Raw genomic sequence first — 22,087 nt, forward strand, 5'->3', positions numbered from 1 at the left:
GACCTTCTTCGTTAGGCCGCATCTCGCTGCTCACTTGCTAGTCCTCCAGAGTGCTGTCACGGGATGCACTGCTGACTTGCATCAAGCGATGCTCTATCATGACCGGACGCAGCAGGATCCGGCGCGACATGCCAGTGCATCCCGTACACGCTGTTGAACACCGCCGCGGCGCCCGGTGAAATAGTAATGCCCGCTTCGACGAGGCGCTTTCCGCCACGGGTTGTCCGAAAGCCCACGTACACACGCGCCGGCGCCTCATACACCTTCCCGCACTTCTTACAGAGGTTCTGGCCGTCAACGATGTAGATGCCGTCCTGTCCCGAAACGCCCCACTCCTGCAGGACTTCCATATGGTAGGCGAAGTCCTTCACCCCCAACTCGCCGAAATACTCAGAGCCAGCAAACTTTAATCCTATTGTCCCTACCGGCCTGTTCCAGTACCCGCAACGCTTACACGGATCCCAGTCCGCGCAGACGAACATCTTCCCTTTGCCCCCGTGCGTTTCTCGCCCGTGCCTAAGCCGACCGGAGAAGGCAGCACGGATGAACTCCCGGACCGACATCGCCTGGTGCCAGAGCCTTGGATTGCGCTTGTCGTGGGCAGTGTAGTACAGCGACTGGTTCGGAATCAGGATCTGATAAGCGTCGTCACCGTCGATGGTGTCATCATGTACGACGCATCCGGCGGGCAAGTCCTTTGTGGTCGGGAACCCGGCTTGCCGCAGCATCCATAGCCCTCGAACTCCCGACGCCGCATAACGTGTCTGCCGGGAGAGCGTCTCTTCGTTCGTTTGCGACGACCACTGAACTTCCACGGCGACCTTCGCCCGGCCGCGAGTGGCCAGCAAATCCGCAATCCACGGGATGCCCCCCGGCGTAGTTCCCCGAACTTCCGTTTCGACATGCCAACCGCAGGACTCGATCACCCGCGCGGCCATGGCTTTAAGTGCCAGATGGTGTTCGCTCTCTGGCGCCGTTGCGCAGTCTCCCCGCTTCGCATGGGCGAAAAATCTGGTCCCTAGCTTGGAAGTCTTCAGAATAACCCCGCGGTCGCAGCATGCCATTCGCAGATGCTTCGCTTTGGCATTGCGATACTTGAGATCCACCCACTCGGCTTCTGTCAGCTTGAATGCATGGACGCTCGAATCGCCTTCTAGGCAGCGCAGCGGCACTTTGGATCGTCAGGAAGTGGACTTGCCAGGAAATATACGCCGCTGCGTCGCACGCCGCGCTCCCTCAGACGTGGGGACACGGCTGGCGCAGCAAGATGGCGCGCATACGAAATCGTCCCAACCCAGGCGTATGGCTCTCAAGGACAATCGCTTCGTGGTGATACGCTCGATACCTTTTGGCACTTTGAACTCTGCAGGCACCCAAGCCTCTATGGCCTTTGTTGGCTGAATCCGCTTAAAAGGCCCTGGCATCAGCTCTTGTCGAGAGCTAGTCTCGCAGAGACTGCTTCGCGGCGCTAAGGTCGGCAAACTCCGCGTCACGCATCCAGCCATCCGCAATGCGCATCAGCATGGCCGACGTGCGGGGAAGTCCGGCATTGCGTCAGCCCAACCTCGAGCCTGCTTCGCCAATGCCCGTTCCTGGTCTCCGCCCTCACCGATCGCCTTGCTGCATACCCCTCTCATGTTAAAGCGCTCAATGACAAGCCCGTTCTCCAATTTACCTGATGCGATGCTCTCGATGGCAGAACGCACGGCCTCATGTGGCCACGCACCGTCGATGGAACTTGCCGGCGCATGTGCCAACAAGTGTCCAATCCGCCCGTCTGTGACGTCCACCCGGTCCATGCCCCCAGCTAACTTCCGCACCTCGGAGCACCAGTGCAGGAGAGCCTTTCCATCAACAACGTCGCCGGCTTGACCTGGGAGTAATCGAAGTCCTTCGAGCAGCTCGTATGCAGCTATCGCCACACGCCGCTCGCCTTCGGAGACCTCCCTTGCTTCCGCGTTTGCCGGCTTGAATACTGCGCAGATCGCCTCCATGAACAAGCCCGGCCGCTCCACCATCAGTCGATGCAATGTGAGGGAATTTTTTCGTCGACTGAAGCACGGTAGGTAGGCGAACTCCCGTTTGGCAAGCGCCTCGGGGGCGACATCATTTCTTTTCACCAGTTCCCCAAAGACCTGCTCAAGGTAGTAGGCGGTCATGGTGCCCCCGCGCCCTTGAGATGCGTTGATTTCTGGTACCGCGGAATCGAGCAGGCGCAAGAGCGTATCCGATGCGACCTCTTTCAGGCGACGAACGGCAGTCTCAATAGCAGCCATCGGGCGACCACGCGACGCGTAGCTTTCGATCGCAAACAGGAGTTCCTGGGTATCACCCGCTATCGAGTACGTGTGTTTCTGGGCCCAGTATGCTTCGTTGACTTCTCGCCCAAACGAACTGACGATATCCCAGCTTCGCATGTTCTCGTCCAGCGCAGTCAAGAGGCGCGCTGTGCGGGATGGCTCTACCCCGAGTGCGGCGACCGTATCTTTGACATCCGTTGCAAAGCTATCGCCGAACCGCGTCAATCCTTCGGCTATAACTGTCGCGCTCACAACATCGAGACCACTACCGCTTTCCACCGCCAACCGCAACAGCGCCAGCAGCTGTTCCCTCGGTAACTGCAGCGAGCGCGCTGCCGCCGCTACGATCTGAGGCAGCTTTGCGCGCTTTGCCAAGTCAGCCAGTCCTTGCACGCCGCTGCTTGCGACAATCGCCTGAACTGCATCGGAGCGTGCCGCGTCAACTGGCGTCATCGGGTCTTCCGCTGCGTCAGTCACACCGGAAACCGCTGGCATCCAATCATCAAAGAGCCATGCGCTCTGAAGCAATGTGTCGTCCGGCTTAAACTTCTCCACAAGTGCATCAACTCGGGACAGAACGTCAGGTTGAAGTGCCCAGTCAGTATTGGCAAAGAAGCGGTGCCGATTCGCCTCCTTTCGCAATACGTCCCATATCTGGAACCGGATTTCCCCCGTAACTTCAGCGAGCACGGCGTCCAGCGCACCAAGCATGCTGTCGAGCGGTTCCGGCGGGAACTCGCTCATTGCACCAATGAGCGTTTCCCATCGGTCCGGTTCTTGTCGCGCGTGCTCCAGAGCGAGGTGAACGACTGCGGCCTGGCTCTCCCAGACCACTCCATAAGTCAGAACCTCCTCCTCTTCAGTGTCACCGAACTCACGAAATTTCGGCGTTGCCGTCGGGCTTGACGTGTCGTGCGACTGAGGCAACAGCTTTGTGAGCAACGGCCAAGCAATGGCAGGCACAGCCTTTACGACATGGGAGAGAACCGCCGTTCTCTGTTTGGCTCGGGCACTGGTATTGGGCGACCATGACAGAAAGATGGCACGCAAACTGTTAATAGGCCGATTGGAAAGCGAGCCTCCCGGGTCAATTGTTGCCAGATGCGCCAGGCACATGCTAGAGCGAAGCAGAAGTGCCGGGTCCCAAGCCAGTGTCTCCAGTGCCCACAGCAGTCCGACGTGGTAAGTCCGGGGAGTGAGAAAGCCCTTATGTTCTTCGAAGATTGGTTTGATTGCCGCGGCGTCGCCCTCAAGTAGACGCTCGAGGGCTTCAAGAAAAGGGATGGGGGCGGCCTCCGCGAGCAGGGCGAGGTTTTCTTGCAGACTCGCAAGAAGTCGATGGTCGCTTGACAGACCCGGCAGACCTCGAACGAGGCTATTCACGAATTCTTGAGGCGTCGTGCCCTGCGCCGTGAAATCAGCCTGCTCATGCAGAACCGCCATGTGTAGAAGCATGGTCATCATCCCTTCACGAAGCCATGCGCTGTGGGTGTCCAGCCTCTCTGACGGCGGCCGGTAAACCTCGTCAGCCCTCGGTGCCGGCGGGATATGAGAGAAAACCTCCTTCACCGCAGATGAGAACTGACGCAGGTGTTCTGGCCCGATGAGATGACCGAGGTGTACGAACGCATCTACCGATGAGCGCATGGTCCAAACGTCACCCACGTGATCCACCGGCGGATCTTTTAGCTTCGCGAGCTTCCGTAGTGGAGCCTCGACCACCTCATATTCGGCGCACCTGGCAAGCGTGCAGAGTATCGCCTGGTCCGTGTTGCCCGAAGAGACCCAGGCGCCCGCCAACAACGCAGGCAACAGCGACTCCGCACTGTCTATCCATTCTGGCCTTTCGGCGGTACCGCTTGGTCTTTGGCGTGCCAGTACGGCCAGACTCCGCCCGCAGTGTCTCGCAATGTCGTATCCCTGCTGCTCAGTGAATCCCATGGCGACGAACGCCTTGCCGAGAGCTGAGCTCGTGCGGTCGCTTGAGCAGGACATGATTCGACCGCTTTTCGTCCGCGCCTGCACTGACGATGGTGGGACCATACTGGGAAAGCAAGCCCGCGAGCCCCCGTGCCTGCCCGCGGGGCAGAAAGGCAAGCCCGGCCTTGCCGGCAAGCGCACGTGCGGCTTCCTCGGTGTCCACGATTAAGGTCCGCGCTTCGAGAAAAAACGTACCGACGGTTCTGCCCGACGAATCGCGGCAACAGCAAAAGCCAGAACCTCATCTGGAGAATCGGCCGCAAAAGCAAGCCTACCGGTGCCTTCATTTAGTCCGCGCAAAAGCTCTTCGGCTTGCGGCTCTCGACCGGCAAGCAGAACTTCCTCGACAAGAGCAGGAGAAAATCTGTTTGAGAACTCTTCCCAGAATTCATCAATGCTCCGCGCCCCAGCTGAAGGCATCAGCCTCAGCTCATATCTCGCCCAGCGGGCTGCAACTGCGGGACATGCGCCCAGCCAGTCCTCCAACATCGCCCCATCGACGTACTTAACGTCCTTCCAGTCCCCCTGCTCGCACTTCGCCTGTACCCAGTCTGGCAACTTCTCCTTGGGGTTGTCCCATGTCCGTGGAGAAACGAAAACGAAGGTCGTTTCACTGCGCGCAGCCTCGTCAACCTGCTTTGTTCGCTTCTCGTAGTCACTACTGGCCTTTCCGGCTGCGCCTTCGGTGACGCCGAACTCCCAGATTGACCTCCCATCGGGTACGTATGGTGAAATCCCCGTCGCTTCCAGAACACCGTCGAACCCTCGAACCTGCCCCTTATCACCGCTTGGAAAGCGAATGTCTGTGATGTTCGCTGCGGTTGCCCTGATTAGGTCGGCGACCAGCGCCGGGAAACTCGTTCGAGCTTGGAGCGTGTCCGCCCACTGTTGCAGGTTTGTCGCCGTGACCCAACGCATCTCGCCCCTCATACACATGTTATTGAAGACTTAACTTGCGAGCGCCAGCGTTCTGCAATGTCTAACGCAGTACCGCCCGTCGAAAACCCCAGCTTATCGGCTGCAGCACAGAGGGTTTTCTTGAGGTCCTGATCCAGGTCGCGCGTTAAACGCCCGGGCGTAGCAAAGTCTTAATCATACCGGCCGGCAATCGGCAGGTCACTTTCACTGACTTCCGCTAGCCGCGCCGTATGAGCTCGTCAGAAGCTTTCCCAGCCTCCGCCGTCCGTGAACGGATACGACGCTGTCCAAGGATGATGAAGTGCGTGAATGTCGCCCTGGATTCGTCAAAAACCCGCCACGCCTCCGGCTAACGGTTCCGCCCCACTTCATGATTCGCCCGTGACGCCCGGAATGGGCACCCCGAAATGTTCCACGGTCTGCCCGGCATTGACCGCCCGCTGCAGCCAATCGGGCATGGCGCCGCGGCCGTCCCAGCCCTGCCCGTGCGCGTTGCGGTAGCGCACCGCGCCAGGCGTTGGGGGCGGAGGCGACTCGGCAAAGCAGCCAGCGGCCTGCAGGTCGGCCACGGTCAGGCCGTGCTGGGCCATCTGGATGCGGATCCAGGTAATCGCTTCGGCGCGCTCGATTTCGATCGACTTCATTCCAGGTGCACAGATTTGAGGAAGCTGCGGAGCAGGATCCTGCGTTGTCGTCTCAAAGACCGTTAGGCCTCCACATTGTTCCGGCGGATCGCTGGTGTAACGCAACCTGCTCCCTTGGGGATTGGGAATCACGTGGTCACCCCGCCGCTTCAAAATTAATCAGACTCGAGGAGCCCGCCGGGCATCTGTCCTCGCGCGGTTTGTCCACAGGCTTATCCCGTGGCGCGGTGGACAAATCCTACTGCCGCCCACGCCCTTCAGGCCGGCCCCGGCTTGAACTTGGTGCGTGTCGTCGGCGCCCGGCGCTTGGCGGTCGCCAGGTGGCGTGTCGCCTTGGCTTCCGCTTGCGCGCGCTCGGCCCGCCGCAGCGCCGCTGCCAGTTCGGCCCGCAGCCCGTCTTGTACCACCTGCCCTCGCCCGAGCGCCTGCTCGGCCGCCGCCAGTTGCCGACTGAGCGTATCGCGCTCGGCCTGCAACCGCGCCCGCTCCTCGGCACCGGCCACAGCGGCGTCTTGCGCCTTCGCCTGCACGGCCGCCAGTTCGGTGCGCAGGTCCGCGACCGCCTGCTCGCCCTTCTGGCGCAGCGTGCGCTCCTGGTCGATCTCGCGCAGCGCGCGGCGCTCGGTGGCGCTGGCTCGCTCCTGCGCGACGGCCACCTGCTCGCGGGTGTGCTCCAGGTCCGCCGAGAACTGCGTATGCATCTCGCCCAGTTGCCGCTCCAGCGCCTCGACCTGGCGCTTGCTCTCGTCGTGACGCGCTTGCGCGGCGGCGTGGGCCTGGCGCTCGGCCTCCAGTTCCCCCTGCAGGGGTAGCTTTGATTTCGGTGCAATTTGCGACGGTTCGCAAGCCCAGCATCAGCGCGGACGTGTCCTCGTAAGCTATTGATTAATAGAGGATTTCTGTTTGGCCATCGATCAACCGCAAACGGCGTCATTGCGAGTTCGATTTCAGCCCGCAGCGCTTGTTTTGGGTGCAGTTTGTGACGGCAGTAGTTGTCCGACGTAGCGCTCAACTGGGAAGCGGAAGACGCCCCGGAGATTGATGCCCTCTAGCCGTGTTGGGGCGATTCGCCCGAACGACTCGGGTGCCACGGGCTGCCGTCGTTTCACTTGCCGATCGAGCACTGTCTGCATCTGACCAGTATTCCACGCCATCACGATGTTAGCCAGCAAGCTTAGCGCGTCGGCGACGGCCTGCATCTCGTCGGCGCGCCTAGCCTGCGTGGGGGCGACTCGGCCTGTATAGATCGCCCGCTTTAGCGTGTTGACCGCCTCGCCGCGATTAAGCACGCGTACAGCCACTGGTGCGCATATGACAGCAGTCGGTCCCGATCGGCGCAATGCAGCACTTCATCACGCAGCGCCCGCACAAGGGCTCGACGTTGATGTACCGTTATCCAACGAAACCCGAGCGTCTGGCAGGCCAGCAGTTGATGGTCGGAGAGCGTTCGCCCACGCGCGTAGAGCGCCCGCAAGGACGCTAGATCCGGCGTATTGATGCCGAGTTCCGTGCCGAGGTGGCGAAGCAGGACTGGTGGCAGGATACTGAACGCATCCAATAGGCAGCCGCTCATGCGCAAAAAGCCAATGTGCAGCGCCAGGCCCAGCTTCATCGTTGGGCCGCGCCGTCGCCCGATCAATTCGTGCTCGGCGTGGCTGTATGTGAAGAACGTCTGCAATTCGAAACTGCTGAGTTCACGCGGCACCTCGCGCGCGCCCAAAAAGGTGCTCTGCCAGCCTTGCATCTCGTGCGCCTCCCGTGCCTAGGGCCAAACAAGATACGCCAAGCAGAAGCGAACAGCAAACCTCAAAAAATCAATAACTTAGGCATGAGCCCCCGCGTCGCTGCTGGGCTTGCGAACCGTCGCATATTGCACCGAAATCAAAGCTACCCCTGGTCGGCGCATTTCCGCCCGGCCGTGGCCAGGAGCTTCATTGGCGTCCTGGCTGGCAGGGGAACGTATCCTTCAAGAGAAACAGCACAGTCATGGAGAGCGGCATGTCGTCGCTGAATTGCGATGGATTTTTCGTGACAGCACTATCCAGCATCGCCTTTATGTTGCCGACATTCAGTGGGAGGTCCCTTGGTTGACAGTAAAGCTGTGGCTGTCCGCTATGTGCCAGTGCGGCATTTGCCGACAAAAACGCTGAACTGGCGCCAGCAATGTAGTTGTCCAGTATCTGCGGCACTTCAGGCGCCCCGCCTCTCGACCAGTCCTTGTAATTCTTCCAGAGAGCGTCCGCCAGCGCGCTGTTGCACGTGAGGATTGATCCAAGCGCTACCGCAGCGGCAGCCAAAACTCGTTGCATTGTGACCCTCCCGTTGTTGTTGTTGTTGTGCCGCCCGTGACCAGGAGCCTCATTGGCTGGCAAGATCGAATACTCTCTCGCCCCAACTGCGGCAGTGAAGAGCTTCCCAGTGGCAATTTGTAGCACTTCTTCTCCTACTACCTTTTAGTGGTCTATGGACGCGAAGCGCAACAGCACGCTGATCACTCAGGCTTCCCTTGCAAATGTAATTCGCGAAGGAAGAGTCTGTCTGATGGTCGCCCCTGGACGCTCAAGCTCCGGCGATCGCCTTTGGCTCAGCCAATTGTCCCGCTTGATCGACTAGGTCAATGATCTTCCAACCTTGATCCCGAGCAGGCTCAATGAGCATCGCTGCTTCAGATTTGCGCAGCGCCAGCCCTAGCAATTCGCTGGGCCTAGTCACGCCCACAAAGACGTTTGTAGCCGCGGTAAGCCCGACCCAGCGAAAGGCTCGTCAGAAACACCGAAGGCACGCGGAAGAACCGTGCTTAAGTCGATGCACTGTTCGTTCGCCCGGTTTCCTTTCCGCACCTCACTCTCTACGACGAGAATTCCGTCCACGCTCTTGCCCTTGACCGAGTGGATCAAGCCAAGCCGCAATGTAAGATCGTCAAATTGCACGTGATTCGTGGGGCGGCGTTCCGGGTCCACACGATCGGTCTTTTGCTCCGCAACGAAGGCACAAAAATCCGTGATTTCGCCCCGTCAAGTCCATTACGGATGGGTTCCGCTGACGCCGGCCCTTTCTCCTCGCCGGTTACCAGGATGTCTCTATATTGGTTATTATCCGCAACAGACCACCATAAAATGTGAAATTCGTAATGAGGTCTTCACACTTATTTTAATGGTTTCACTCCGCCATGTCGACCAAGTCCGAATGCAATACGATAAACATCCGGCATCTGAACACGGCCATCTTTTAATCGATTGACGATTCCGAGCTCAACCAGATTTTTTAAAACTCCCTCGAGACCATCTTCGATATTTTGAGGTGACAGCTTCACAGCACGGCCGGTACGTTGTAAGTTCCCATCCAAGTCGGAGAGCGTGCCCTCTGCCCTCCAAATGTCCCCGATATCCTTAGCGGCACAAGGGACTGTCAGCCTTCCGCGCAACGGCCTCATAACGAGATCCACCCACGGATAATCTTCGCTAGTAATCTCATCAACCCGAATTCTTGATGCAGCTTGGACGCCCTCCTGAATGGCCCGAAAACCTAAGGCAAGCGGATAATCTGAAGGAGTCTGATCGGCGGCCTGCCGAACAGCCGCAAAAAAGCTCCGAGGACTTACTTGGTCCAAGCCATCCTGCAAATGATTCACAAGCCACGTACTCCGGCTTTCCTCTCTTATAGCCGCTGGGGCCAGATGCCATTGCCTTCCCGGCCAACAGAATGAAAGCTTGCTCCTGCAATCGCTCGTCGGCCCGGAGGACGGATGGCAGTAGCCAACCACCATCCTTTCGCTGCCAATTCACGCGCAAGTTCGGTCCGGTTATATCACGAAAGATTACACCATTGTTAATTGCATTTGCTAAGCATTGAAAAAACAAGGCATAGAGATCCGCCCTTCTCCAATCAAGCTTTGCGCGACGTGCAAGCAATTTAGATGCATCAGGAAACGCTGTAATTGCCGGATCCTGCAGCATATCAGGACGAACGAATAGCTTAAACCGGATGCGCTTCGTGGCCCGCAGATCCTGAGTCACTTGAAATAGACCCTTTGCAAGTGGCCGAATACTCGCCCAATCCTCGGCAAGCCTATCAAGGGCATCAAACAGGATTACGACGGTCTGCCCTTTCCTCTCTTGCTCTTGATCTACTTTCTGAAGAAGCTCATCAAAGTCTTCTGGGTTGTCCTGCACCCATTCAACCCGTGCATCCCATCGATTCGTCTTGGGAAATGGCGTATCAAAACCCGCCTTATGGGCACAGACTGCACGCCAGATCGCCCTGGCAGGATATTTTTGGATGAGCTTCGCGAGAACGTCTTTGCTGGGCGCATCGTCCGACTTTTGCTGCGCACCGAAAGCCTGCAGTGCCTTAACGCCGATTTTTAGACGAGCTTCTGGAAATGCACCACTAATAAAGTGCTGGTGCGGGGTGGACGATAGGTGCGCCCACCAGAAGCTCTTCCCCGCCCCTCGGATACCCTCAACGATGCAAGCATCGGGATCCAGAGCACGGGCGTGACTCGGCGGCAGGTACGTAAAAAACGGATCCCGGTCGGGATCAGCGCCGGCTTGGTCCACAGAGGGTAGCGATTCCCGAAGTGCCGACCGCAACCCGGCGGCTTGAGTTGTGATACTCACCATTATTCTTCCAACGCCATCGCGATTACTCCGTCAAAGAATGGGCCAAACGCCGCTTGTATATCGGCATCGCCAACACCACCTCTCTCGACAGGCAACAACGGATTAAACTCCTGCAGGCGAGCGCTCCACCTTACCTGCCAAGGAAAGTGCGGCGCATCCTCATCATCAGTACTAAATGTGAACGCATCGATCGGCGTCTCTTGACCCGGCTCGATGCGGTCGTATAGGTTGTTTGCAAAAAGGTCGTACGCATTCTGCAAGAATCTCTCTGCTCGAGCTGCCTGTTCAGTTTCGGGAAACAGAGCCTGGACCAACGCTAAGCGTTGCCTCACCTGTCGCAAAACCTGTGGCCTACGTTGCCAATGGCCAAACAGTTGCTGATAGCCCTGCCAATTCTGGGCAGTATCTGTTGCAAAAAGTAGGGCCACAGTAGAAAGCCCTGCAATAGATATAGCCGCTAGATCATGCAAACCCGCCCGACTATCAATAAGAACAACATCGGGCTTCTCCCGGGTTTCAAGCTTCTCAACAATCCTGGCCATGCGATGGGCAAACTGCTCCGCCCCGCCCTGCGCCGACGGTATATCGGCATAAACTCGCGCAAGCTTGGAAAGGTAGGCAGTCTCGCCCTGACCCATTGCAGCCACAACCCGGATCTGCCCAGGAGTGTGCTCAGCTAGAGGACTGTCGGCAACGATGTCGTCAATAATACTATCTGAATCGCCAACAGCGTCCTCGACAAACCAATCGACCAAGCCATATCCAGCCACTCGTTCAGGCGGCAAGAGAAGCCCCGATAAGCCAGGCGACTCAAGATCGAAATCGAGGAGAAGAACACGCTTTCCCAAAGTAGCTAGGCGATGAGCGAGCATCGCCAAGGCCGTCGACCTTCCAACGCCGCCTTTTAAACCATAGAAAACGATACGCGGCGGATGCGTAGCTGCGCCGCTGGATACATCTGTGCGCAGCCAACTTGGCCGACAATCTGTCGGTCAAGAAGTGCCACAACAAGCTCTGGGCCAACAACACCATCATCATCATCATCATCGACATTGCCCGGCACCAAGGTCTCGTGCCAGTCGGGATGATTAAAGAGCGAATCGGCATCCGCAAAATCGTCTCGAAACAGCGGAGTGCCATTAGTTGAGTAGGGACCAAGTTTTGCTGCGTATGCTTTCAGGAAATTAGCTGCTTCCTCGCTGCAAGCTTCACGCTCCCTGTCTAATGCGAAGCGAATCCTGCCATAGATATCCCGAATGAGACGTACGGGCATGTCATATTTTTCGGCGAAAGCGCTGGCGGCCTCAGCGGCAATCCGAAGCGCATCATTAAAACGGATCGTGATCACACCATTACTCCATCGAGCGTAGCCGCATCCAGCATAGCTCTGACCTGTTGTGCGGCGGCCTGCCAGTTCGGGACCGACGCGAGGGGAATTACGGGTTCTTTCCAGTAGCGGTGATCGATGCTCCAGTCGTGAAGCACTCCCAAGTCCGGCAACATCGCTACATATCTTGTAGCGGCCCTGCCGTCCGGAAACGTCGCCATAGTCGCGATCGTCTGACTTAGCGACGGTACGTGCGCGCGATAGCCGGTGGAAGGCTTTTTTGGATATCGCCGGTGGCGTCTGTAGGCAGCCCATGCGATACCAAAAGCGCCTTCAGGCCGCACTCAACGGTGAAGCCGAACAACTGGCCCGCGTTTGCAAGACGACCTTCCGACTGCAGTAGGGTCGCATCAGCCAAATGCCGCTTTGCCGCACCCTTGAAATCAACGACTTGTGCAGCTGCACTCATAGGATTATTGTTTTTAAAGTTTACAAAAATGCACAAAACATCACAAATTGCGGTCGCCTGTACATCGACGAAAGCGGGGAATTGTAATGGATTCGCGGCAAGCAAAAGACGCGTAAAGGCTCGAAGTGGTGTGCAACAGCTATTGGCCCCGCTAGGCTTGGCATCTCGGACGGTTGCTTGCTCATCGACAGGTCGCATAGCAAGATCAGTACAACATGATGCTGCCCCACCACTACGGTCTTGCAAAGTTCCAGGACGATCAAGAGGGTCGCCCGGGATTCGAAAAAGATCCGCCACATCTTCGTGGCTCGCCTTTGATTGGCTAAAACATTCAGCATTCCGGCCCCGGCTTTGGCGGTTGAAGCTTCTGACCGACGCGGACGCCGCGGCGATCCTCGGTTATCTCCACGATCTTGTGATGCTCGTCGAATCGCATTACCTCGTGCAAACCGACGCCATGCCCAGGCACAACTGCAGCTCGCCGAGGAACTCCGCACCGAAAACACTGGCATGTCGCCGAGCCGCTCGTGCGGCTCGCCCTGCCTCCATCATTTACCTTGAGTGCCTCGCCATCAAATCTCGCGCTTACGCTCAGTCATTGCCCGGTCCGCGTCCCTATAGGCGGGATTCGCAGGAACTTGCCATCGGGGATGTTGGCCAGCAGGTTCAAAGCCTGCTCCTCGTTGATGCCCAGCGCCTGGGCTACGGGCCGACGGGTGTCGAGCATGACGGATGTCGACTCCGTCTCCGACAGGAAAAGGTCGTAGGCGCAGTTGCTCCACAGCCCGTCAGGCACGCCCTCCTGTCCGGTGCAGGCGGCTTCGCAGCCGTGGATGATGGGCGTGAATTCATGCCGACATGATAAGAGTTGGCACAGAAAACGGTCGCTAATATTGGTCTTGTCGACCAGCAGATAGGACTGCAACCCCTTGTTGGCTAACCTCCGTGCCCGGTCAATAAGCATGTTCACCAGGCTGTCCTGCCAGTTGTTCGAGTACTCTGCCCAGACGACGAAGTGTCTGTTGCCGTTGAAGACTTTTTCGAAAATCTCGAAGCGGCGCCCGTGTACCAGCCCTCCGGCTCCGGACGCGGCATGAGGTTCAGGCCAGTGATGACCGGACCTGGCGACGACGTTAGGTGTTCCACGATGCCTTGCGCGCCAATGACAAATCCCCCGTCACGACACACATCAGCAAGGTTGGCCCAACGGTTACCCAGAGCGGCCGATTTTGACCACTTGTCCTTAGCGCTGTTCGCGGGGGCTCGGACCAAGACCTCGCGCGCCTCGTTGAAGTCAGCAAAGCCGAGACTGCGAGCGACGGCATCCATCGCTTGAGCATGGGACAGTTGCAGGGAGTAGGCGGTCTCAAGAAAGCTCTGCAGGCCTTTGCCTTGTGCCCTAAGAATCTTGAGGTGCGACTTGCCATTCTTGGCATTACGCTTAAGAGTGGCCGGCATGGCCGTGAAGAATGCGCCGACATTGAAGTCGTGCGGGAATGCGCGCTCGGAAGACATGAAGTGCCCTCAATCGAGACTCGTCACCTTAAGAGGCTTTAAGCTGCTCGCATTGCCTGCCGAGTCCCGAAAAAGGGGATTCAACATGTCAGCGACGCCAACCAAATGGTTGCCGGGGTTTACCATGTCGCTTGCGCGACGCGAGCTGGCAGGCGCCGGAGCCTGCGAGATGTATACCACAAGTACCCTGTACGCCGCAAGTCTCGGGCTCGCCCGCTCAGACTGATTGATAGTGAGTCAGCCACCCAAAGGCGGGGGCATCGTACTTTTGGTGCGAATTCTGACACTAGCAAATTCTGACACCAGAACGCGGAATGGCGCTTGCGGCAAGGCTTTCCACGTTACCTCGCGCGCGTACCCGCTGATCTTACAAGCAACTGATTCCAAACGATTTTCAGACTGAACCGCCAGATTTTACTGGAATGGGAGCCGACGCCTCCCTTCGGGGGACACTGAGGAACTCAAATCGGACGTCTGGAGGTTCATCATGGAAATCGACATGCTCGGCATTGATCTCGCGAAACAAGTGTTCCAGCTTCACGGAGCCGATCGCCGTGGGCGAACTGTACACCGGGCGAAGGTGTCGCGTGGTTCACTGTTCGAATCCGTGCGCATCCTGAAGCCCAGGATGGTCGTGATGGAGGCGTGCAGCACCGCCCACCGCCCACCACTGGGCACGGCGTTTTCAGTCGCTTGGCATCGAAGTCGAGGGAGGGCCGGAATTCGCAAAGAATCCGCCGCACCCCTCGCTAACCGTGTGATTCCAAATCGGAACTCCCCTTCACGGCGCACCCCGTGCCTCCCGCGTTGGGCACAAGGAAATGTCCCCCCAATCCCACCGGCATGGATCGCCCGCTGCAGCCAGTCCGGCATGGCGCCGCGGCCGTCCCAGCCCTGCCCGTGCGCGTTGCGGTAGCGCACCGCTCCTGGCGTTGGGGTCGCCGGCGGCTCGGCAAAGCAGCCGGCGGCCTGCAAGTCGGCCAGGCTCAGCCCACGCTGGGCCATCTGAATGCGGATCCAGGTAATCGCTTGCGCGCGCTCGATTTCGATCGACTTCATTCTAGGTGCACAGATTTGAGGAAGCTGCGGAGCAGGATCCTGCGTTGTCGTCTCAAAGACCGTTGGGCCTCAACAGTGTTCCGGCGGATCGCTGGTGTAAAGCAACACGCTCGCTTGCGGATTGTGAATCGCGTGGTCACCCCGCCGCTCAAAAATTAATCAGACCCGAGGAGCCCGCCGGGCATTCGGTCCTCGCGCGGCTTGTCCACAGGCTTGTCCCCGCGCGCGGTGGACAAATCCCCGCCCTCGGGCGCCCCCTCATGCCAGCCCGGGCTTGAACTTGGTGCGCGTCGCCGGCGCCCGCCGCCTCGTGGTCGCCAGGCGGCGCGACGCGGTGGCTTCCGCCTGCGCACGCTCGGCCCGTCGCAGCGCCACCTCGAGTTCGGCCCGTAGGTGCTCGTGCGCCACCCGCCCCTCCGCCAGTTCTTGCTGCGCCGCCGCCAGTTGCCGGCTGAGCGTGTCGCGCTCGGCCTGCAGGCGCGCCCGTGCCTCGGCGCCGGCCACGGCGGCGTCCTGCGCCCTCGCCTGCACCGCCGCGAGTTCGGCGCGCAAATCCGCTACGGACTGCTCGCCCTTCTGGCGCAACGTGCGCTCCTGGTCGATCTCGCGCAGCGCGCGGCGCTCGGTGGCGCTGGCCCGCTCCTGCGCGACGGCCACCTGCTCGCGGGTGCGCTCCAGCTCCGCCGAGAATTGGGTACGCAACTCCTGCAACTGCCGCTCGAGCGCCTCGGCCTGACGCTTGCTCTCGTCGTGACGCGCCTGTGCGGCCGCGTGGGCCTGGCGCTCGGCGTCCAGCTCCCCTGTAGCGCCGCGCGCGCTTGCTGGGCAGCGTCGAATTCGGCTTGCACTGCCTTCGTCTCCTGCTCGGCCACCACCACCGCGGCGCGCGCCTGGTCGCGTTGCGCTTCCGCCTCGCTCGCCTGCCACCGCGCTTCGGCCCGCAAGGCGGCCAGCTCGCCGGTGGCCGCCTCGTTGGCGGCCTGCCAGATCGACTGCACGGCATTGGCGGCGATCGCCTTGAGTGCGTCCGGCAGCCCGGGCTGGTCGATGGTCACGCGCATCTTGCCGCGTAGGTCCTGCCAGAACTGCGCCAGCACCTCGGTCGGCGTGCCCATGCTGCCCTTGCGCACCAGGCCGTAGAGCTTGTTGGCGGTGGGGGTGATGCCATAGCGGAAGAACAGCAGGGCGCAGACCTCGCGGTAGAGCGCGCGGGTCTCGGGGAACTGCGCACGCAGCGCGGCCACGTCGGCGGCGAGCCGGGCCTCTGGGGCGGCGTCGCCAGGCGTGGGCGGCGGGTGATCGAGCGGGCTGGCGGTCATGTTCTAGGTGGGACGTTCGTGGAATTCTACGAGATATTACTACGTAATACGCTAATTATTTGAGTAAACTTCTGAATCTTTAGACATAAGTGTCATTCTGTCTATTCTGTCTATAATGATGGCTACACTCACGCCATGCCGCCCGCTGCCCCGATGGAAGCCCTCCCCCTGCCCGCCCTGCACGCCCTGCCCGCCACCCCGCTCGAGCGCCTGCGCCTGCCCGCCGAACTCTCCGGCGCCGCCGGCAGCAACCGGGCGCGCGGCGGCACCCCGCAGATCGCGGCCGCCGACGATCTGGCGGCAGTGACGGCCTGGCTCGCCCGCTACGCCGACACCCCCGCCACCCTGCAGACCTATCGGCGCGAGGTGGAGCGGCTGCTGCTGTGGGCCGTGATGCAGCACGGCAAGCCGCTGTCGTCGCTCACCCATGAGGATCTGCTGCGATACGAGCGCTTCCTGGCCGATCCGCAGCCGGCCTGGCGCTGGGTGATGGCGTCGCGCAAGAAGCTGGCGCGCGACGCGCCCGCGTGGCGGCCGTTCGCCGGGCCGCTTTCCCCGGTCAGCGCGCGCCACACCCTGGTGATCCTCAATGGCCTGTTCGCCTGGCTGGTCGACGCCGGCTACCTGGCCGGCAATCCGCTCTCGCTGGCGCGCAGCCGGCGCGGCGCGCCCAAGCCGCGCATCACGCGCTACCTGAGTCACGACATGTGGCAGGCGGTCAAGGACGCCATCGACGCCATGCCGGGCACGCTCGAACGTGCGACCGAGCGCGACCGCCTGCACGCGGCGCGCTGCCGCTGGCTGCTGACCGTGCTGTACCTGGGGGGCTTGCGGGCGGCGGAGGTGGCCAGCACGCGCATGGGGGCGTTTTTTTGCCGGCGTGACAGCCAGGGCCTGGAGCGCTGGTGGCTGGAGGTGACGGGCAAAGGCAACAAGACGCGGCTGGTGCCGGCCACGGACGAAATGATGGTGGAGCTGGCGCGCTATCGCGCCGCCTACGGCCTGCCGCCGATGCCATTGCCAGGCGAGGATCGCCCCATCGTGCTACCGGTCATTGGCAAGGAAAAACCCTTGTCGCGCGGCGCGCTTCACCTGGTGCTCAAGGAGATCTTCGCGCTGGCGGCCGAGCGCCTGCGCGCGCGCGGACCGGATTGGGAAAGCCGGGCCGCGGTGCTGGCCAGCGCCTCGGCGCACTGGCTGCGGCATACTGCGGGGTCGCATATGACGGACCAGCAGGTGGACCTGCGTTTCGTGCGGGACAATTTCGGGCACGCTTCCATCTCGACCACCAGCGCCTACCTGCACACCGAAGACGATGCGCGGCATGAGGCCACGCAGGAACGGCACCGGATCGGCTGGAAGCGCTAGGGTTCGCTACTCGTTTCCTGCTAGGCTCTCTGATTAAGGCGGGTGTATAGGGGCTGGAACTTGAATTCGCGTGACGCAGGCGGCAGACTACCACCGCGTCCCCATCGGCCATCAGAGTCTCCGCTCTGCGCTCCACAATCATCCCATCGCCTGCGGCTGGCTGCAGCTCACCTCGTACGATGTGGACGCGCTCGGCGGCGTGCTCGCCCTGCTAGCGGCATACATCTCTGAACCTGAGCGGCCGGAAATTACAGAAAACTACCCTCACCCTCGATCGCGACGCATCGATATCAACGCATCAAACTCAGCTTCAGCATCAACAAATCGTTACAAAGCACTCCCCGCCTCCTTGTCATCGCCGCCCGATTCCGCGGCGTTACTGGAATGCGCGGCCAATCCTGCCGGGCATCAACAACCAAGGGAGCTCACGGTGTTTACTCGCAAACTGATTGGAAGTGTGGCAATCGCCGTTCTGGCGGCAGGCATGGCTGGTGGCGCAATGGCAAACGATACCCAGTGGCAGAAGAATCACCCGCGTCGCGAGCAGGTCAACGGGCGTCTGGCCAACCAGAACGCTCGTATCCACCAAGAGGTCAAGGAAGGTGAAATGTCCCGCGGCCAGGCAGCCAAGCTGCACAGCGAAGATCACCAGATCCGCGCCGAAGAACGCACCATGGCAAGCCACGACGGCGGCCACATTACCCGTGCCGACCAGCGCGCCCTTAACCAGCAGGAGAACGCCGTGAGCAAGCAGATCGGCCGTTGATCGCTCGCTATGGATTCGCGTCCTGGTCTCACTGCTCGCCAGGCAAGAATCAGGACACACGAATCAGGAAGCAGACGACCCAGTCGTCGTAGCCCGCCGCCCGGCGGGCTTTTTCTATTCCGAAAGCACAGGGACCAAGCACTGCGGTAGCGCGAGCGGCCGCGTGGGAATGCTGTGCAGGCGTTCTTGTCTAATCATTCGGATGCACGGGGCGCGTCAATGAACACACGTATCCGAACGGAATTGTCGCGATAAGGGTGCGTAGCCGGCCCGAAACTTGGCGGAATTGGTCTTGCTCATGCGGCCAGCGTGTGCGCGTGCAGTGCATCGTCACCAGCCCGCCCGCTGAAGGTAAACCATCAAGCCATGACGATTCAAATACTTGTCGACCTCGCCAAGACTCAGACAAGGCGGAGGTTACGAACAGGAAAAGGCGGCTTGCCCGGCTCCACAGGCCGCTCTAAATCCTTTGCGTACTTTAGAGCGAGCGCCTCGGCCTTGGCCTCCCTTCCCGTTTCTCTCAGGCGATCTAGGTAGGCCCGCAGCTTCCCGCGAACGTGGTAGGGCCCACCTTCCTTCACGACATTGACGAGCGGATCTCTTCCGCGCGCCGCCGCGGGCAGCATTTCCGCCTCCCAGGCTTTGAGCAGGCCCATCCCCGTTTCTACGATATCGGGCCGGTGGCTGGCGAGATTGTGCTGCTCCTGCGGATCCGTGCCCAGGTCGAACAGCAGGACGTCGTCGAACAAGTGGTATCCATCATGCAGGGTGTAGATCATCATCCAGTTCCCGAAGCGAACGCCACGCTGGCAGGTCCATGCACCTTGCGAAACGACGAGGTGGTCACGCCCTTCATCCACCCCGGCCGCTAGGCTCTGCGCGAACGAAATTCCGTCCCAGGATTCTGGAACCCCTGGCCAAGCAATTCAAGGATGGTCGCCGTGATATCGACCTGGTAGTGGAAAGCGTGATACTCGCGCCCGGCCTCGATGCCTGGCCATTTAAGAAGCAACGGTACGTTCGTGGTGAACTGATCCGCCGTCTGGTGATCACCGTAGATATTCAGCTCGCCAAGGGTCTCGCCATGATCAGATGACAGGAGAACCGCAGTCTCGTCGTCGACACCGAGTTCCGTGAGTTGCGCGAGCAGCCTTCCCACATACTCATCGGCTACCAGCACCCCTGTATCGTAGCCATCGAACATCGCACGAACCGCCGCCATGTCCGGGATGCTCTGAGGCTGGCGTGGATACCAGGCGCGGGCGGCCTCGTTTGGAGCGAAGCCCGTGCTCTCCTGTGCGCTGTGAGGGCCGCACCCCTGCCAGTGGCCCGCGCGTACCGCTTCCGTCAGCCATGCTGGCAAGGGATCGTTGGCGAAGGGCTCTCCATACTCCGGAGCCGCTCGGTATGGCGTATGCGGATCCCACATATGCACGTGCAGGAACCAGTTGTCCTCCTTCCCGTGCCGCGCCAGCCAGTCCGACGCGAGGGCAAAGACCTCATCCGCCGTCTCCCGCCCGAACTTGCCGACGTTGTAGGATTCGTCGAAACCGGCATACCAGTGAAACGCCGAGTGTCGGTGCGCGAATGAACTGACACTCACGGTCTTCAGTCCAGCCTGCTGCAGGCGGAACGGGAAACTGTCGAAATGGAGCTGCGACCAGAATTTCCGGTCGGGGCCGCCGATCACTGGATCGGCGTCTTCACCGCCATGATTGACGACACCGTTGTGGATGCCGAAGCGGCCGGTAAGCAACGCTGTTCGGCTCGGCAGGCAAGGCGTGTCCGAAGCATGGACATTGCGGAACAGCACGCTCTTGCCAGCGAGCTTGTCGATGTTAGGGCTTGTCTTGCGATGGTACCCATAGCACCCGAGGTGATCGGGCCGCAGCGTGTCAATGTCAATGTAGATCAGTCGCATCGAGAGTTGTCTCCACTTGTTGTTGCGGTGCAGGCGGGCATCTGCCACAAGTCCTTGCTGTCCCTGCCCGGTCGATCGAACCGGGCGCCCGCAATACCGGATCGAGGGCAAGCTCGCCTGCGTCCTTTGTCGCGCATCTTGTCAGATCCATGCTTTGCATGCCATCTGCGGCAGGCCGCTCACCGGCGCCCGGAACGAGAACAGCCCGCCGGCAAGCGGCTGCTGCTCGCGCTCCCTGAGGGAGAGTCCTTTGCGGGCAGTCGTGACGTAGACGGTCCTGAGGTCGTCGCCGCCGAAAGCCAGCTTGGTGATGTTGTCGCACTGGAAGCGAATGACATCGACCAGCGAGCCGCCTGGTGACCATCGCTCGATCCTCGCCCCGCCGAAGACGGCGATCCAGAGATGGCCATCGGCGTCGACCACCATCCCGTCCGGATAGCCCTTGCCGGAGAGCCGCGCAAATACGCGCCTGCGTGACAACGATCCGTCCTGCCCTACGTCGAAGGAGTAGACGAGGCGCTTGACCGTGTCGGCGTGATAAAGCGTTCGTGCGTCCGGGCTCATGGCGGGGCCGTTGGTGATGACATAGCCGCTGTCGCAGCGCCTTGGCTGGCCATCGTCGTCGACTCGGTAGAGCGAACCGGTCGGTGAGGCTTCACTGTCATCCATCGTGCCGAACCAGAGGCGGCCGGCTGGATCGACGAAGCCATCGTTAATCCGGTTGCCCGGCAGGCCGGGCTCCATCTCCTTCAGTCGGCGGCAGGCACCGTCCGCCGGATCGAAGAGATAGAGCGCGTCCTGCATACCGCAAAGGAAATGCTCGTCGGCAAGCGGAACGACAAAGCCGGGCTGGCCGTCGACCGGCCAGGAGTGCTTCTCTCCCGTCGCGGTGGAATAACGATGGATCTTCCTGCCCTTGATGTCGACGAAGTAGACTGAGTTCGAGCGTTGATGCCAAACCGGTCCCTCGCCAAGCTCGGCGCCGAGCTGCCACAGGCAGATGGGGTGGCCGTTTCTCATACGCCAAAGTACCCCGCATCGACAAAATACTCACGTCCGGAGCAGCGCGCCCCGTCGTCCGACGCCAGGAACAGCGCCATGCTTGCCACATGCCGCGGCTCGATCCGCGCGGGGAGGCATTGGCTCTGCAGCAGCCGCGCTTCGCTCTCTGATGTCTGCCAGAGCCGGGTCTGTCGCGGCGTGCGCACGGCGCCCGGGACGATGCAGTTCACGCGGATGCCGTCGCGGCCAAGGTCCCGCGCCAGCCCGCGTGTCAGCCCCTCGATGCCGGCTTTGGCCGTCATGTAGATGGAGAGATCGGGCACCGCAACGTGCCATGAGGCCGAGCCCATATTGAGGATGACGCCTTTCCTGGCCGTACGCATGTCGGCGGCAGCCAACTGCGCGCAGAAGAACTGATGGCGCAGATTGACCGCCAGGCAGTCCTCCCAATAGGCAGGCGTGACGGCATTGATCTGGTGACGGTCGTCCCTGCCCGCATTGTTGACCAGCACGCCGATCGGACCGCGGGCATCCGTGATCCGTTCGAACACAGCGGTCGTCGCACCCACATCCCGCAGGTCGCATAGGTGAAAGACAGTATGCAGCCCCTCGGCGGCCAGCGTGTCCTGCAGCTGCCTTGCGTCCTCCTCGCACACATCGATGAAATGGACGTGTGCCCCCTGCCGCGCGAAGGCGTCCACCATTTCCGCGCCGATGCCGCTGCCGCCGCCCGTGATGACGACGGATTCTTCTTTCAAGCTGGGATAAATCGCATAAGACATCTGAATCTCCGGTACTTCCATGAATCGGCGAAGAGGCTCATCGGCTCGAGCCGCCAAGGCCTCAGTCCGCGCCCGGTCGCGCCATGCCCCGCTCG

The 22,087-nt window shown here is 60.6% G+C and carries 23 protein-coding genes and 2 pseudogenes; 3 read left to right on the forward strand and 22 right to left on the reverse strand.

The features are described from left to right. Positions 1 to 56: 56 nt before the first annotated feature. From OMK73_RS10020 to OMK73_RS10095, 16 genes and pseudogenes are all read right to left on the reverse strand, one after another. Positions 57 to 1,106: a competence protein CoiA family protein gene (locus tag OMK73_RS10020; protein ID WP_267601878.1), complete on the reverse strand. Its 1,050-nt coding sequence runs from the start codon at positions 1,104 to 1,106 to the stop codon at positions 57 to 59. Between the two features lie 411 nt (positions 1,107 to 1,517). Continuing rightward, on the reverse strand, positions 1,518 to 4,241 hold the full coding sequence (locus OMK73_RS10025) for a hypothetical protein (RefSeq protein WP_267601879.1): 2,724 nt from the start codon (positions 4,239 to 4,241) through the stop codon (positions 1,518 to 1,520). Continuing rightward, complete coding sequence (locus tag OMK73_RS10030) at positions 4,228 to 4,443, reverse strand: hypothetical protein (RefSeq protein ID WP_267601880.1); 216 nt, start codon at positions 4,441 to 4,443, stop codon at positions 4,228 to 4,230. The genes OMK73_RS10025 and OMK73_RS10030 overlap by 14 nt, the downstream gene beginning before the upstream one ends. A gap of 2 nt (positions 4,444 to 4,445) precedes the next feature. Then, the gene (locus OMK73_RS10035) at positions 4,446 to 5,198 is read right to left on the reverse strand and encodes a hypothetical protein (protein ID WP_267601881.1); all 753 of its coding nucleotides are present in this window, start codon (positions 5,196 to 5,198) and stop codon (positions 4,446 to 4,448) included. A 368-nt stretch (positions 5,199 to 5,566) separates the two neighbouring features. Further along, entirely contained in the window at positions 5,567 to 5,842 is a 276-nt protein-coding gene (locus OMK73_RS10040) for an H-NS family nucleoid-associated regulatory protein (protein WP_267601884.1), read from the reverse strand. Between the two features lie 257 nt (positions 5,843 to 6,099). After that, positions 6,100 to 6,543 (reverse strand): hypothetical protein, encoded by a 444-nt coding sequence (locus OMK73_RS10045; protein ID WP_267601885.1) that lies wholly within the window; start codon positions 6,541 to 6,543, stop codon positions 6,100 to 6,102. A gap of 246 nt (positions 6,544 to 6,789) precedes the next feature. Further along, positions 6,790 to 7,134: pseudogene (locus OMK73_RS10050) on the reverse strand (Tn3 family transposase); the annotation flags it as partial. Further along, positions 7,098 to 7,586, reverse strand: a complete 489-nt coding sequence (locus OMK73_RS10055; RefSeq protein WP_420715495.1) for a DUF4158 domain-containing protein — start codon at positions 7,584 to 7,586, stop codon at positions 7,098 to 7,100. The gene OMK73_RS10055 and the pseudogene OMK73_RS10050, both read right to left, overlap by 37 nt. Before the next feature lie 187 nt (positions 7,587 to 7,773). Next, the gene (locus tag OMK73_RS10060; protein WP_267601887.1) at positions 7,774 to 8,277 is read right to left on the reverse strand and encodes a hypothetical protein; all 504 of its coding nucleotides are present in this window, start codon (positions 8,275 to 8,277) and stop codon (positions 7,774 to 7,776) included. 710 nt (positions 8,278 to 8,987) lie between these two features. Further along, a complete protein-coding gene (locus tag OMK73_RS10065) occupies positions 8,988 to 9,155 on the reverse strand; it encodes a hypothetical protein (protein WP_267601889.1) in 168 nt (55 codons plus the stop codon). Positions 9,156 to 9,315: 160 nt separating this feature from the next. Continuing rightward, on the reverse strand, positions 9,316 to 10,461 hold the full coding sequence (locus tag OMK73_RS10070; protein WP_267601890.1) for a hypothetical protein: 1,146 nt from the start codon (positions 10,459 to 10,461) through the stop codon (positions 9,316 to 9,318). Between the two features lie 2 nt (positions 10,462 to 10,463). Further along, entirely contained in the window at positions 10,464 to 11,342 is an 879-nt protein-coding gene (locus OMK73_RS10075) for a MinD/ParA family ATP-binding protein (protein WP_420715496.1), read from the reverse strand. Between the two features lie 26 nt (positions 11,343 to 11,368). Beyond that, on the reverse strand, positions 11,369 to 11,812 hold the full coding sequence (locus OMK73_RS10080) for a hypothetical protein (protein ID WP_267601891.1): 444 nt from the start codon (positions 11,810 to 11,812) through the stop codon (positions 11,369 to 11,371). Between the two features lie 217 nt (positions 11,813 to 12,029). Then, complete coding sequence (locus OMK73_RS10085) at positions 12,030 to 12,365, reverse strand: hypothetical protein (protein WP_267601892.1); 336 nt, start codon at positions 12,363 to 12,365, stop codon at positions 12,030 to 12,032. A 490-nt stretch (positions 12,366 to 12,855) separates the two neighbouring features. After that, positions 12,856 to 13,230: a hypothetical protein gene (locus tag OMK73_RS10090; RefSeq protein ID WP_267601893.1), complete on the reverse strand. Its 375-nt coding sequence runs from the start codon at positions 13,228 to 13,230 to the stop codon at positions 12,856 to 12,858. Then, positions 13,227 to 13,775: a hypothetical protein gene (locus OMK73_RS10095; protein WP_267601896.1), complete on the reverse strand. Its 549-nt coding sequence runs from the start codon at positions 13,773 to 13,775 to the stop codon at positions 13,227 to 13,229. Before OMK73_RS10095 ends, OMK73_RS10090 begins: the two co-directional genes overlap by 4 nt. 487 nt (positions 13,776 to 14,262) lie before the next feature. Between OMK73_RS10095 and OMK73_RS10100 the strand changes: the two are divergent. Further along, positions 14,263 to 14,482, forward strand: a pseudogene (locus OMK73_RS10100) (IS110 family transposase); the annotation flags it as partial. 610 nt (positions 14,483 to 15,092) lie between these two features. Here OMK73_RS10100 and OMK73_RS39055 read toward each other — a convergent pair. Beyond that, complete coding sequence (locus tag OMK73_RS39055; protein WP_420715497.1) at positions 15,093 to 15,419, reverse strand: hypothetical protein; 327 nt, start codon at positions 15,417 to 15,419, stop codon at positions 15,093 to 15,095. After that, positions 15,392 to 16,153 (reverse strand): DNA-binding protein, encoded by a 762-nt coding sequence (locus tag OMK73_RS10110; protein WP_420715498.1) that lies wholly within the window; start codon positions 16,151 to 16,153, stop codon positions 15,392 to 15,394. Before OMK73_RS10110 ends, OMK73_RS39055 begins: the two co-directional genes overlap by 28 nt. 153 nt (positions 16,154 to 16,306) lie before the next feature. Here OMK73_RS10110 and OMK73_RS10115 point away from each other — a divergent pair, with 153 nt between their 5' ends. Further along, the gene (locus OMK73_RS10115) at positions 16,307 to 17,521 is read left to right on the forward strand and encodes a tyrosine-type recombinase/integrase (RefSeq protein ID WP_267601898.1); all 1,215 of its coding nucleotides are present in this window, start codon (positions 16,307 to 16,309) and stop codon (positions 17,519 to 17,521) included. Positions 17,522 to 18,005: 484 nt separating this feature from the next. Further along, positions 18,006 to 18,287, forward strand: a complete 282-nt coding sequence (locus tag OMK73_RS10120; protein ID WP_267602084.1) for a hypothetical protein — start codon at positions 18,006 to 18,008, stop codon at positions 18,285 to 18,287. Positions 18,288 to 18,688: 401 nt separating this feature from the next. Here OMK73_RS10120 and OMK73_RS10125 read toward each other — a convergent pair whose 3' ends face one another. From OMK73_RS10125 to OMK73_RS10140, 4 genes are all read right to left on the reverse strand, one after another. Beyond that, on the reverse strand, positions 18,689 to 19,069 hold the full coding sequence (locus tag OMK73_RS10125) for a hypothetical protein (RefSeq protein WP_267601900.1): 381 nt from the start codon (positions 19,067 to 19,069) through the stop codon (positions 18,689 to 18,691). An 86-nt stretch (positions 19,070 to 19,155) separates the two neighbouring features. Continuing rightward, on the reverse strand, positions 19,156 to 20,208 hold the full coding sequence (locus tag OMK73_RS10130; RefSeq protein ID WP_267601902.1) for a sulfatase: 1,053 nt from the start codon (positions 20,206 to 20,208) through the stop codon (positions 19,156 to 19,158). 141 nt (positions 20,209 to 20,349) lie between these two features. After that, positions 20,350 to 21,228 carry an SMP-30/gluconolactonase/LRE family protein gene (locus OMK73_RS10135; protein ID WP_267601904.1) on the reverse strand — a complete coding sequence of 293 codons (879 nt, stop codon included), beginning with the start codon at positions 21,226 to 21,228 and terminating at the stop codon, positions 20,350 to 20,352. Further along, the gene (locus OMK73_RS10140; protein WP_267601906.1) at positions 21,225 to 21,992 is read right to left on the reverse strand and encodes an SDR family NAD(P)-dependent oxidoreductase; all 768 of its coding nucleotides are present in this window, start codon (positions 21,990 to 21,992) and stop codon (positions 21,225 to 21,227) included. The genes OMK73_RS10135 and OMK73_RS10140 overlap by 4 nt, the downstream gene beginning before the upstream one ends. Positions 21,993 to 22,087: the final 95 nt, after the last annotated feature.

Source organism: Cupriavidus sp. D39, from assembly GCF_026627925.1.
GTDB lineage: Bacteria > Pseudomonadota > Gammaproteobacteria > Burkholderiales > Burkholderiaceae > Cupriavidus > Cupriavidus ulmosensis.